Source organism: Streptomyces sp. G7(2002) (assembly GCF_028870195.1).
GTDB lineage: Bacteria > Actinomycetota > Actinomycetes > Streptomycetales > Streptomycetaceae > Streptomyces > Streptomyces nigrescens.
The window spans coordinates 1075174-1088031 of the sequence record NZ_CP102609.1; the positions used below are offsets into that span (position 1 = coordinate 1075174).

Annotated in this window: 9 protein-coding genes; 7 read left to right on the forward strand and 2 right to left on the reverse strand. The window is 71.6% G+C overall.

Annotation, left to right across the window (positions count from 1 at the left end; translation table 11 throughout):
- Window positions 1-11: 11 nt before the first annotated feature.
- Window positions 12-845, reverse strand: coding sequence for an undecaprenyl-diphosphate phosphatase (locus NUT86_RS04105; protein ID WP_274733470.1), 834 nt, complete (start codon window positions 843-845; stop codon window positions 12-14).
- 508 nt (window positions 846-1353) lie between these two features.
- On the opposite strand from NUT86_RS04105, the gene NUT86_RS04110 reads away from it, so the two are divergent.
- From NUT86_RS04110 to NUT86_RS04120, 3 genes are all read left to right on the forward strand, one after another.
- Window positions 1354-2526 (forward strand): acyltransferase family protein, encoded by a 1173-nt coding sequence (locus NUT86_RS04110; protein WP_381278874.1) that lies wholly within the window; start codon window positions 1354-1356, stop codon window positions 2524-2526.
- A 218-nt stretch (window positions 2527-2744) separates the two neighbouring features.
- Window positions 2745-4361: a helix-turn-helix domain-containing protein gene (locus NUT86_RS04115; protein ID WP_229838379.1), complete on the forward strand. Its 1617-nt coding sequence runs from the start codon at window positions 2745-2747 to the stop codon at window positions 4359-4361.
- 184 nt (window positions 4362-4545) lie between these two features.
- Entirely contained in the window at window positions 4546-7023 is a 2478-nt protein-coding gene (locus NUT86_RS04120) for a SpoIIE family protein phosphatase (RefSeq protein ID WP_159491192.1), read from the forward strand.
- Between the two features lie 100 nt (window positions 7024-7123).
- On the opposite strand, the gene NUT86_RS04125 is transcribed toward NUT86_RS04120, so the two are convergent.
- The gene (locus NUT86_RS04125; protein WP_274733475.1) at window positions 7124-8548 is read right to left on the reverse strand and encodes an NAD-binding protein; all 1425 of its coding nucleotides are present in this window, start codon (window positions 8546-8548) and stop codon (window positions 7124-7126) included.
- A gap of 719 nt (window positions 8549-9267) precedes the next feature.
- Between NUT86_RS04125 and NUT86_RS04130 the strand changes: the two genes are divergently transcribed.
- The 4 genes from NUT86_RS04130 to NUT86_RS04145 all read left to right on the forward strand — a co-directional run bounded on the left by NUT86_RS04130 (window position 9268) and on the right by NUT86_RS04145 (window position 12853).
- Window positions 9268-10731, forward strand: coding sequence for an amino acid permease (locus NUT86_RS04130; protein WP_159491190.1), 1464 nt, complete (start codon window positions 9268-9270; stop codon window positions 10729-10731).
- Between the two features lie 123 nt (window positions 10732-10854).
- Entirely contained in the window at window positions 10855-11847 is a 993-nt protein-coding gene (locus tag NUT86_RS04135; RefSeq protein ID WP_274733477.1) for a hypothetical protein, read from the forward strand.
- A gap of 174 nt (window positions 11848-12021) precedes the next feature.
- Window positions 12022-12462: a hypothetical protein gene (locus NUT86_RS04140; protein ID WP_109887610.1), complete on the forward strand. Its 441-nt coding sequence runs from the start codon at window positions 12022-12024 to the stop codon at window positions 12460-12462.
- A gap of 103 nt (window positions 12463-12565) precedes the next feature.
- On the forward strand, window positions 12566-12853 hold the full coding sequence (locus NUT86_RS04145; protein WP_274733481.1) for a hypothetical protein: 288 nt from the start codon (window positions 12566-12568) through the stop codon (window positions 12851-12853).
- Window positions 12854-12858: the final 5 nt, after the last annotated feature.

A 12858-nucleotide genomic window follows, 5' to 3' on the forward strand; every position in this document is an offset into this window, starting at 1 on the left:
CTTTCGGGCCGTCAGCTGAGGACGCCCGTGCCCAGCAGGCCGAAGAGCAGCGCGCCGACGAGGATCCGGTAGAGGACAAAGGAGTTGAAGGAGTGCTTGGCCACGAACTTCAGCAGCCAGGCGATCGAGGCGTAGGCGACGCCGAAGGAGACGACGGTGCCGATGGCCAGCGGCGCGACGGCCGCGCCGGTGCCGAGGGCGTCCTTCAGCTCGTAGATCCCGGCGCCGGTGAGTGCCGGAATGCCGAGGAAGAAGGACAGCCGGGTGGCCGCGACTCGCTCCAGGTCGAGCAGGAGGGCGGTGGACATGGTCGCGCCGGAGCGGGAGAAGCCGGGGAAGAGGAGGGCGAGGATCTGTGAGCAGCCGACCAGCATCGCGTCCCTGAGCGAGGTGTCGTCCTCACCGCGCTTGTGACGGCCCCTCCGGTCCGCCGCCCACATCACACCACTGCCGAGGATCAGAGAGCCGGCCACCACCCAGAGCGAGGCGAGCGGGCCCTCGATCAGCGGCTTGGCGGCCAGACCGACGACGACGATCGGGAGGGTGGCGTAGATGACCCACCAGGCGAACTTGTAGTCGTGGTGGTAGCGCTCCTCACGGTCGCGCAGCCCACGGAGCCACGCGCCCATGATGCGCACGATGTCCTTGAAGAAGTAGACGAGTGCCGCGGTGATCGCTCCGACCTGGATGACCGCGGAGAAGGCGACGACGGTCTTGTCGCCGACGGGGATGCCCATCAGGCCTTCGGCGATCTTGAGGTGGCCGGTGGAGGAGACCGGGAGGAATTCCGTCACCCCCTCGACGGCTCCGAGGACGACGGCCTGGCCGATGCTGATCGCGCTCATGGGTTCCATTCCGGGTGGTCGGTGAGGTGACTGTACTGGCGCTGTCGCGGTCCGGCCGGAGGGCGACGCGCCGCGAACCGCCGCGGCACCGCCCCGGGAAGACGGCGAGCGCCGGTGCGGAAAGCCTCGCCGGCGGGCCCGTACGGAGAAAGATGGCTCACGACGGCAACATCAGGTGGCGGCGGGCCGCCGTGATCCGATACGCATGAACGCAGCCCGTGGCCAACGGTGAACAGGGCACGGACGGCCGGGCCTTGAGCCATCTCGCCCGCCCCTCCCGTGCCGAGGTGCGTCCCACGCATCCCGGCGTCTACAGTTCACCGTTGGTCTACAAAACTGTAGACGACCAGGGGGAGGAAAGGGCACGCCCACAAGGCGCCTCACCCGTCCCGCAGAAGTCCACCCAAGGAGCCGGTATGCCGCGCACCGTGACCGTCATGGCCATCGCCCCCACCAACGCGGCAAGAGCGCCACGGCGGCCGACGGACCGCTGGGAGGCCGTGTCGTGATACCCGCTCCCCGGACCGCCGCCCGGCAGGGCACCGATCAGCTCGCCCCGGCCGGGCCGCCCGCCACCCCGGCGCGCCACCCCGCCGGCACCTCGGGCGAACCGGCGCCGCCCGCCCAGGCCAAACAGCGCGACGCCTTCTTCGACAACGCCAAATATCTGGCCATTGTGCTGGTGGCCATCGGACATGCCTGGGAGCCGTACTACCACGGCAGCCGGACCGCGGCGTCGCTCTATCTCTTCGTCTACGCCTTCCACATGCCCGCGTTCACCGTCATCTCCGGCTATTTCTCGCGCAGTTTCGATATGCGCCGCGACCGGCTGCAGCGGCTGCTCACCGGCGTCGCCGTCCCGTTCGTCATCTTCCAGACGACCTTTGCGCTCTTCCGGTACTGGGGCGGTGACACGGAGAGCTTCACCCTCAGCATGCTGGACCCGTGGTTCCTCACCTGGTTCCTGGCCGCCCTGTTCATCTGGCGGCTCACCGCACCGCTGTGGCGGATCGTGCGCTGGCCGGTGCCGCTGGCCCTCGCGATCGCCGTCGGGGCTTCCGTGTCCCCGGACATCGGCACCGCACTCGACCTCCAGCGGGTCCTGCAGTTCCTGCCGTTCTTCGTCCTCGGCATGTGCCTGAAAGCGGAGCACTTCAGCCTGGTGCGCCGCTGGCCGGTGCGGATCGCCGCGGTGCCCGTCCTCGCGGGGGCGCTGGTCTTCGCGTACTGGGCGGTGCCCCGGATGAACGACGCATGGTTCTACCACACCGACAGCGCCGAGAACCTGGGCGCTCCCTGGTGGATCGGTGCGCTGATGCAGCCGGCCATGTTCGGCTGCTCGCTGGTGCTGACGGCCTGCTTCCTGGCCTGGGTGCCGGGGCGCCGGATGTGGTGCACCGCGCTGGGCGCCGGCACCCTCTACGGCTATCTGCTGCACGGCTTCCTCGCCAAGGGCTCCCGCTGGTGGGGCTGGTACGACGCCGGCTGGGTCCACACCCCGTGGGGCGCCGCCGTCGTCACCTTCATCGGCGGAGCGGTGGTGACACTGCTGTGCACGACACCGGTGCAGCGTGTCTTCCGCTTCGCCATGGAGCCGAAGATGAGCTGGGCGTTCAGGGCGGAGCCCCGGACCGGTGCGGCGGCGGCCCCTGCCGGGAAGCAACCGTCCACGCCGCCCTAAGGGCCTGTCTTCAAAGTCCCGTCTGCCTCGCGGCCCCGGATTGCCCCGACGCAGCGCAGCAGTACTGTTGGCGTGGCTCATACCTGTGGTGGTGGCTCCATCTTGGGCCGGTCGAGTGCTTGACATCACATGATCGGAAGTCCTGCGAGAGGGCCAGCAGCCCTACGAGCCCCGGCCAACCGAACCCTGCAGAGGCGCCGATCATGGATCCAGCTGCCGTGGCATCGCCACCCCGTACGGGCATCAGCCTGCGCCAGTTGCTGATGTCGCTGGGTGAGCCCCTGGTGGAGCTGCAGGCCGCGCCCGACGGGCTGGACGTCGAGATCCGCAGCGTCGCGCTGCTCGATCCCGAGGACCCGCCGATGGCCCACCCCGGCGAGCTGATCCTCGCCATAGGCGCACGGGGCCGCGCGGCGTTCCCCGCGCTGCGGGCCGGCGGACGCGACGGGGCCGCTGCCGTGGCGGTCAAGCTGGACGCTCCCGGGCAGGCCGCGGCGCTCAGTGCGACCGCCGTCGAGGCGGGCATCGCGCTGCTGTCCGTACGCAGTGAAGCGCGCTGGGAACAGGTGGACGCGCTGGCCCGGGCGGCGCTGGAGAGTGCGCCGCAGGGGCGCCCCGGCGAGGGGGCCGAGGAGGGCGATCTGTTCGCGCTCGCCCAGACCACCGCCATCCTCACCGGCGGCATCGTCAGCATCGAGGACACGGCCAACCGCGTGCTCGCCTACTCCCGCTCCGCCGACGACGACGAGGTCGATGACCTGCGGCGGCGGTCCATCCTGGGCTGGCACGGCCCAGAGGCGTATCTGTCGCGGCTGCGCGAGTGGGGTGTGTTCCAGCGGCTGCGCACCTCCGACGACGTGATCAACATCGATGCCCACCCCGAGCTGGGGATCCGCCGTCGGCTCGCGGTGGCCATCCGGTCCGGGGAACGACAGCTGGGCGTCATCTGGGTGCAGGAGGGGTCCTCACCGCTGACCGAGCGCGCGGACCAGGCGCTGCTGGGCGCGGCCCGGGTCGCCGCACTGCATCTGGTGCGCCGCCGCCGGGAGCTCTCCGCCGATCTGACGCTGACCCGCACGCTCGCGGCCGGACTGCTGGAGGGCAGCACCGGACCCCAGCCGCTGGCGAGCCACCTGGCCCTGGACGCGGCCCGGCCGGCCGCCGTCCTGGGCTTCTCGTACGGGGCGGCCGGGACCACCCCACCGGAGCTGGCCCGCGGTGAGGTCAGCAACCTGATCTCGGTGCACACCGCCGCCCGGCACAGCAGCTCCGTGGTCACCCAGGTCGATACACGGATCTATGTGCTGCTGCCGCAGCTGCCGCGCAGCATCGACACCGGCACGCTGCGCGGCTGGGGGCAGGAGATCACCGACGCCGCCGGCCGTCACCTGGGCCTGTCACTGCGCGGCTCCGTCGGCTGCATCGTGCCGGGGCTCGGGGAGATCCCCGAATCACGCCGGGAGGCGGACCGGATCCTCGACGCCATGCTGAGCGTCGGCGTCGCCACCACGGTCGCCGCGCTGCCGGACATCCAGGCCGAGGTGCTCGTCAGCGAAGTGCTGGCGCTGCTGTCCGCGCACCCCGAGATGCGCGACCCCCGGCTGACCGCGCTGGTCACCCATGACGCCCGTAACCAGGGGCAGTTGGCGGAAACCGTGCTCGCCTATCTGAACGCCTTCGGCGATGTACGGGCCGCCGCCACCGAGCTGCATGTGCACCCCAACACGCTGCGCTACCGGATCCGCCGGGCCGAGGATCTGACCGGTCTCGACCTCAGCCGCCCGGATCAGCGGCTGCTGGCCATGCTCCAGCTGCGGCTGCCGCCCGCCGACTGAAACGGGGCGCGCGGCGCTACGGCGGTCCGCTGGTGGGACCGCGTCGGGCATCCGTCTCTCCGCTGAGCCGCGGGGCCGCGGGGCCGCGACTACCGGGCTCCCGGACCCCCGGGCCACATACCGCCGATAGTCCACAATTCTCCTAAGATGGGCGATATTGCTCCATTGAGCTGACGGGCTGGCGATGATGAGTGCGGAGAATGCCCTGCCGGGTGGCTCGGACCGCGCATGCGATATCGCGAAGGCGGCCACGGCCGAACTGGACGGAGAAGGGCGGGTCATCGCCTGGACCCGGGCGGCGGAGCGGCTGCTCGGCTATCCGGCCGGGGAGATCCTGCACCGCCCCGCGGCGGAGCTGCTGGCGATACCCGGTGACGAGGTGCGGGTGGCCTCCGTGGCGCGGTGGTGCCGTGCGGGGAGCGGCTGGGGCGGTTCGGTCGCGGCGCGCCACCGGGACGGCCGGGAGGTGCAGCTGGCGCTGCAGGTCACGCCCGTTCTCGACGGCGCGGGCCAGGAGCGGTGGTCCGTCCTCGCCATGGAGGAGTGGCGGGTGCCGGGCGGCGGGGTGAACCAGCTGATGCTCGAACCGTTTCTGGCGCATGCGCCGGTCGGCATGGCCGTGCTCGACACCGATCTGCGCTACGTCTGGGTGAACGACGTACTGGAGCGCCTGATCCCCCTGGAACAGCGGCTCGGGAAGCAGGTGAACGAGATCCTGCCGAAGCTGGAGGCCGAGGCGTTCGAGGAGCGGATGCTGCGGGTCCTGAGGACCGGGTCGCCGGTGATGGACTATGAATTCCGCAGCCCCACCTATGCGGACCCCCACCAGGAGCGCGCCTATTCGGCGTCCTTCTTCGGGCTGTCGGACCCCCAGGGCCGTCGTATCGGCCTCTGGTACATGGTCATCGATGTCACCGAACGCTGGCGGGCGCAGGAACGCCTGGCCCTGCTGAACGACGCCAGCGTCCGTATCGGCAGCACGCTCGATGTCACCCGGACCGCACAGGAACTGGCGGATGTCGCCGTACCGGCGCTCGCCGACTTCGTCGCCGTCGATCTGCTGGATTCGGTGCTCAGGGGTGCGGAGCCGGTCCCCGGGCCGGTCGACAGCACCCCCACCATGCGCCGCTGCGGTCAGCAGTCGGTCCACGAGGGCTGTCCGGAGGCCGGCCTGGCCGTGGGGGAAGCCGTCCAGCGGTCCCCCTCGTCACCGATCGCCCGCTGTCTGCTCAAGGGCGAGTCCCTGGTGGAACCGGTCCTGGACTTCGCCACCAGCGCCTGGGTCACCGAGGACCCGGTGCGTGCCGCCGTCATCCGGGAATTCGGGTTCCGTTCGGTGATGGTGGCACCGGTACAGGCCCGTGGCATCACCCTGGGCGCCGCGACCTTCTTCCGCTCCCGCCGTCTGGGGCCCTTCGTGGCGGACGACGTACGGCTGGCCGAGGAGCTGGTCGCGCGGGCCGCGGTGTGTGTCGACAACGCGCGCCGCTTCACCCGCGAGCGCACCGCGGCCCGGGTGATGCAGCAGAACCTGCTGCCGCACGAGCTGACCGGCGGGTCCGCGCTGGAGGTGGCGTCGTGGTACTTCCCGGCGGACGCGCCGAGCGGGGTGGGCGGCGACTGGTTCGATGTGATTCCGCTGTCCGGGGCACGGGTCGCCCTGGTCGTCGGGGATGTGGTCGGACACGGCATCAACGCCGCGGCGACCATGGGGCGGCTGCGCACCGCCGTCCGCACGCTGGCGAACCTGGATCTGCCGCCCGATGAACTGCTGGCCCGCCTGGACGACCTGGTCATCGGCCTGGTCAAGACGCACCGCACCGATCCGGCGGCGGACGCCGCGGACCCGAGCGTGGCCTCGACCTTCATGGGGGCCACCTGTCTGTACGCCGTCTACGACCCGGTCAGCAGGCGGTGCAGCGTCGCGCGGGCCGGCCATCTGCCGCCGCTGATCGTCGGCCCCGACGGCGCCGTGGACTGCCCGGAGCTGCCCGCGGGACCGCCACTCGGCCTCGGGGCGCTGCCCTTCGAGGCCGTGGAGCTGGAGCCGGCCGAGGGCAGTCTGATCGCGCTCTACACCAATGGGCTGATCGAGACCCGCGACCGGGACATCGAGGTCGGGCTGTCCCGGCTGAGCGAGGCCCTCGCGGTGCCCGGGGAGACGCTGAAGGACATCGGCGCGCATGTGGTCAAGGCCCTGCTGACCGGCCCGCCGTCCGACGACGCCGCGCTGCTCCTCGCCCGGACCCATGCCCTGGACGACCGGCAGGTCGCCTCCTGGGAGCTGACGTGTGACCCGGCCGAAGTCGCCACCGCCCGTGGCCTCGCCGGCCGGCAGCTGGCGGAGTGGGGCATGGACGATCTGCTGTTCACCACGGAGCTGATCGTCAGCGAACTGGTCACCAACGCCATCCGCCACGCCAGCGCGCCGATCACCCTGCGGCTGATCCGGCAGGACGCCCTGATCTGCGAGGTCTCCGACGCCAGCAGCACCTCGCCGCGGCTGCGCCATGCCCGGACCACCGACGAGGGCGGACGCGGACTGTTCATCGTCGCGCAGCTGACCCGGCGGTGGGGCACCCGTTACACCCCGACCGGCAAGATCATCTGGACCGAGCAGAGCATGCCGTCCGAGGCGGGCGCCGACGACGAGGCGGACTGAGCCGGGGCCGCCGGAGGGGCGCCGGGCGGATGCCCGCAGGCTTCCCGGAGCTCCCCCTGCCTGGCGCCACCGAGGGCAGCACGCCCCGACGACGCCGCGCTCACCCCGCCCCGAGAGCGCTCCGGACGGTGTCGCGCTCGCCCCCGCCGGACACATGGCCACAGTCGTCCCCGGCCGGAACGGGCCATCCGACGAGACCGCGTCCGGGCAGATCGACATGGTCGCAGTCGGCACCGGCGACCACCCGGCGCGGTGCCGTGCCGGCCCGCTCGGCGGTCAGCTGCGCGGTCACGAAGGCCGCGCTCGTCCTGTTGATGTCGCGGGTCAGTCCGAGGGGAAGCAGCGAGCGGGTCTCGGCGATCGCCTCGTCCTCGCCGGCCCGCAGCACCACCCGGATGTCCGGTGCCACACCGTGCGCCGCGACCGCGACGGCGATGTTGTCCAGCTCATGGGAGCCGACGGCGGCGAGCGCGCGGGCCCGCCCCAGCCCGAGCCGCGCGAGCACCTCCCGGTCCTCGCCGTGCGCCAGCACCACGGGTATCCCCATCGACCGCGCGAGGCGCAGGTTCGGGGCGGTGGGCTCGCGCTCGACCCCGACGACCGGGACCCCCAGCTGCCGCAGCGTCTGGCACAGCCGCAGGCCGACCTGCCCCAGCCCCACCACGATGACGTGACCGGAGCGGGGAAGCACCCGCGGCCCCAGGACGCCGACCAGCCGCGGCCCGAACAGCCGGTCGACGATGCCCGCGGTCAGCAGCGCGGTGAACCCCACCGTCACCAGCATCGCCGCCCCGGACACCACCTCGTAGACGGGATGGCCGGCGTGCGGTGCGGCCGGTCCCACCCCCGCCACGACCCGGGCGGCTTCCAGGAAGGCGGTGCTGACCGGCTTGTGGAACACACCGACCAGCCACACCCAGTCCAGGACCAGGACGGACACGATGCCCAGCAGCCCGATGAGCAGCAGACGGGCGTCCGCGTCATGGGGCTGCAGCTGACCCCGCAGCCGTCCGAGCAGCGCCCGCCGCCGGGCGGCCGCGCTCGCCCGCCACGCCGTCTCCACCAGCCGGTCCTCCTGCGGGCGGACGGCCACCGCACCATGCCCGTCGTCCCACACGGCCAGCGCATCGGGGTCGACACACAGACCGGCGAGCGTCGGCGCCAGGAGATCGGCGGGCGAGACCGGCACACAGTCGCGCAGCAACAACCGCAGCTGCTCCGCCACGGTGCGGTCGAAGACGGTGACGACGATCCGGACGCTGTCGCAGACATGACGTACGGCGAGGGCGTAGCGCAGCGCGGACAGATCGTCGCCCACCAGAACGGCGATACCGGCCGGCCGGGCGGCGAGCGCCCGGCGGAGGTCCTGGTCGTCCGGCGCCGCAAGATGGTCGACCGGGTGTCCGCTCTCCCCCAGGGAGGCACAGACCCGGCGCGCCAGCGTCGTCGCGCCGATCACCACCATCCCGGTATCCCGGCCCGCCGGGGCTGCCGGATTCACCCCGTTCTCATCGGCCTCGTCCATCGGCTCCGCCGGGTGCGCCTCCGGAGATTCACCGCGCCATTCACCTGCCATTCCGTCCCGCGACCCGCTGCTGTCGTCCACCCCTGGTGGTGTGGGTGAGGGAGCGGTCGTCGGAGCGGTTCGGGTCTGTCGGGCGGTGGGAAGGGTGGCCATGGAGTCCCCTTGCTCGTCGGCCGGCGGCAGGGCCTGTCGGCAGGCCCCAGGGCCGAACTCACGCTAGAGCGCGGGCGCTCCGGGGCATCTGTTCCGTCGGCCAAGGCTTCGCCGACGGGGTTGTCCGCCCGCACGAGCACCCGTCCCGACGCCTTCTGAGGGCGGGCGCGGGGAGACGCCGGCGCACCCGGTCCGCCTCGCGCGCCCGGGGCCGGACCTCCCGTCCCCGCCATCCGCATTAGCCGAGCGGACAGCTATCCGGGGCGAATTTGTCCACTCGCACAAATACGCCGCCGAGCACCGCCACATACGCTTACGCAAATCCCAATCCGGACGTGATGCGGCTCACCTCTCACGAGGAGGGCGAGCAGTAGCGCGGAGGCGCAATCAGCGCTCCCCCACCCGCGCAGGCATCCGAAGGCCACGGCTCACTCGCCAGGCCTACGAACGTCGTCAGGGCCACGATCGCCAGCACCTGGACCCGGCCCTTTCGTGCGTCCAGCTACCGAGGCGATCCCAGCAGTCACCACGTGCATGACCCCTCCAACCCTCAATGGATGTCGAAGATGACTACATCTCCCCCCAGCCCCGTGGCCGCTCCGCCCTCTCCGCCGGGGAACGGGCAGGCTTCGCAGCAGTCAGGTCTGCAGTCGGGCCTCAAGAACCGCCATCTGTCCATGATCGCCGTGGGTGGGGTCATCGGCGCCGGTCTCTTCGTGGGATCCGCCTCCGGCATCACCGCGGCCGGGCCCGGCATCCTGCTGTCGTACGCCCTGGTCGGCGCGATGGTCGTGTTCGTGATGCGGATGCTCGGCGAGATGGCGGCCGCCAACCCGACCTCCGGCTCGTTCTCCGCCTACGCGGACCGGGCGCTCGGGCGCTGGGCCGGTTTCTCGATCGGCTGGCTGTACTGGTTCTTCTGGGTCGTGGTGCTCGCCGTGGAGGCGACCGCCGGTGCCGCCATCCTCACGAGCTGGGTCCCGGCCGTCCCGCAGTGGGCCTGGGCGCTGATCGTGATGGTCGTCCTCACCGCCACCAACCTGGCCTCGGTCGCCTCCTTCGGTGAGTTCGAGTTCTGGTTCGCGGGCATCAAGGTCGTCGCCATCGCGGCGTTCATCGTCCTCGGCGGCCTGGCGATCTTCGGTGTGCTGCCCGGCTCCGACAACGCGGCAACCGGCTTCGCCAACCTCACCTCCCACGGCGGATTCCTGCCGAACGGACCCACCGCGATCCTCACCGGTGTGCTGATGGTCGTCTTCTCCTTCATGGGCAGCGAGATCGTCACCCTCGCCGCCGGTGAGTCCGAGGACCCGCAGCGCGCGGTCACCAAGGCCACCAAGAGCGTCATCTGGCGGGTCGGCATCTTCTACCTCGGCTCGATCCTCGTGGTCGTCTCCCTGCTGCCGTGGAACGACCCCTCGATCGCCAAGAAGGGCTCGTACGTCGCGGCCCTTGACTCCATAGGCATCCCGCACGCCGGCCAGATCATGAACGTCATCGTGCTGACCGCGGTGCTCTCCTGCCTCAACTCCGGCCTCTACACCGCCTCCCGGATGGCCTTCTCCCTGGGCCAGCGCGGCGACGCCCCGAAGGCCTTCGCCCGGACGAACACACGTGGCGTCCCGCAGGCCGCGATCCTGGCCTCCGTCCTCTTCGGCTTCATCGCGGTCGGCTTCAACTACCTGTGGCCGGACACGGTCTTCCAGTTCCTGCTGAACTCCTCGGGCGCGGTCGCGCTCTTCGTCTGGCTGGTCATCTGCTTCTCCCAGCTGCGGATGCGCGGGATCATCCTCCGCGAGAACCCCGACAAGCTGATCGTCCGGATGTGGCTCTTCCCGTATCTGACCTGGGCGACGATCGCGTCGATCTCGTTCGTGCTGGTCTACATGCTCACCGACGACAGCGAGGGCGGCGGCCGGATCCAGGTCCTGCTGTCGGTGCTGCTGGCCGTTCTGGTGGTCGGCGTCTCCCTGGTCCGCGACCGGCTCGGCCGCGGCACCGCCGAGAAGGAAGCCGTCACCTCGCGCTAGCCGGACTGTCTGCCATTCGGGCAGGGGTGTGCCTCGGCACACCCCTGCCCGTACGCTCACCCGAAGCCCTCATCACCACGCTCGTCCCCGCGGACGACTCACCACCGGAAGGCCCACCGAAGAATGCCCGTCTTCAGACGCCGCAAAGGCAGCCTTCCCCGCCTGGTCCCCGAGCTCGACGACCGCACGCTGGGACAGGTCCGGCGGCGCGTCGAGACGTGCTGGTCCCGCGGTTCGCTCGACACCGCCGTGATGGCCTCGATGGGCGATGTGATCGACGAGACCGGCCAGGACTGGGACCGCAAGGCCCACCGGCTGGCGGTGCTCGCCCGTGCCGCGGGACGGTCGCTGCCCGGCATCTGGCGCCAGCACAACCCGCAGAACCAGAACGCCCTGCTGCTCCACGCCTGGTCGGATCTGCTCCAGGCCCGGCAGCAGGACTCCGCCGTCGATCTGAACGACACCCGTGAGACCTGCCGGCTCGCGGCCGATCTGCTCACCGCCGACCCCACACCGTGGATCCTGCACCTGGCCACGCTCCGCCTGGAGCGGCGCCCCTCCACGGAGCTGTCGGCGATCTGGCGGGAGATCAAGGCCCGCGATCCGTGGAACCGCGAGGCGCATCTGCAGGCTCTGGGCTATCTGTCACCGGACGAGTGCGGCTCCAGCGCCCTGGTCCTCGATCTGCTCGACGGTGTCCGCGCCGGCATGCCGCCCCAGGCCCCCGCCGCCGGTCTGGAGCTCACCGCGCTCATCGGCAGCCACCAGCGAGCGGTTGCCGGCGGCGGGCTGATGGCGCTCGGCGCCGGCGAGATCTGGCGGCGCCCCGATGCCGCCAGGGCCCTTGACCATGCGGCGCACTACTGGCCGGGCCCGGGGTTCCTCACCCACGCGGCGGCCCTGGCCGACCTCAACCTGCTGGCCTACGCCCTGATCAAGGCCGGCCGGACGGCCGAGGCCGGGGCCGCACTGCGCGCCACCGGAGGGGTGGCGACGCCCTGGCCGTGGAGCATGGACGGCGACGCCCTGGAGCGGTACTCGCACTTCCACGGTCGCTATGCGGCCGGTGACCCCGACGGCGGCTCCGCGGGTCGTGCCACGGGCCGGCGGCGCTGAACGGCAGCTCCGCACCGCAACCCACCGCGCCCGTAGCGGGCATGCGTGCGAACGACAGCGCGCGTGTGCGAGCAGGTAGCCGGATCGGGTGGTTTTGTCGCCTCTTGCGGCGTATCTGGCGTGCCCCGACCCCTTCCAGGGGATCCCCTCCTGGAAGAGGGTTGGGAGATTCGCATGCGCAACACCGTCAGCACCGGCCGCTCGGCGGCATCTGGCGGCTGGCGCGTGCTGGTGTTGCTGGTGTTACTGACCCTGTTGCACGCCGCGCTGAGCACCGGCTCCTCCGAAGTCCTGATGCCCGGTGCCGGCGGCTGCCCTCCCCGTACCGCCGCTCCCGCCGTGTCCGTCCCGGCCGAACGGCCCTGCATCCCGGCGGGGCCGGTGCTGGCGTCCACCGAGGGCGGCGGAAAGCATCCGGGCAGCGGCGTCCGGCGTAAGTGCGACGCCTCGGGGTGCCATCTCCGCCATCAGGTCCCCACAGGGGCCGGCGGTAAGACGCTCGGGGACTCCCTCCCGGAGGAGACCATCACCGCGTCGGGGAGCGCCTCGGCCACGACTGTCGTCACGGCCGTCGCCCCCGCCTCGCCGAAGCGCGTGGCCATCCTGCGCTGCTGAGCGCGCCCGGCCGTATACGCCCACCCCTCCCCCGCATCGGGGCCCCGGGGCGAATGCGGCCTGCCGTCATCAGCTTTCGGGACCACACCGCAGGAGATTCGGCATGCCCCTCGACGTCTTTGCCGCTCTTGGCGCGCTCGTCCGCGCCGAGGCCGCACGCAACCGGACGAAGCCCGCGACGCACCCCACGAAGAACCCCACGGACCAGACTCCGGCGCAGCGCCCGAGCAGCCTGTCGCCCCCGTCGGTCGAACCGCCGGACACCGTCGGCGCCCCCGCCCCCGCTCCCGCTCCCGTTCCTGCTCCCACTGCCGCTCCCGCTCCCGTTCCTGCCTCCAGGAGGAATCCCCTCGCCAGGCTGATGCAGAAGCTGACCACGCTCTTCGGCTGAGGCGG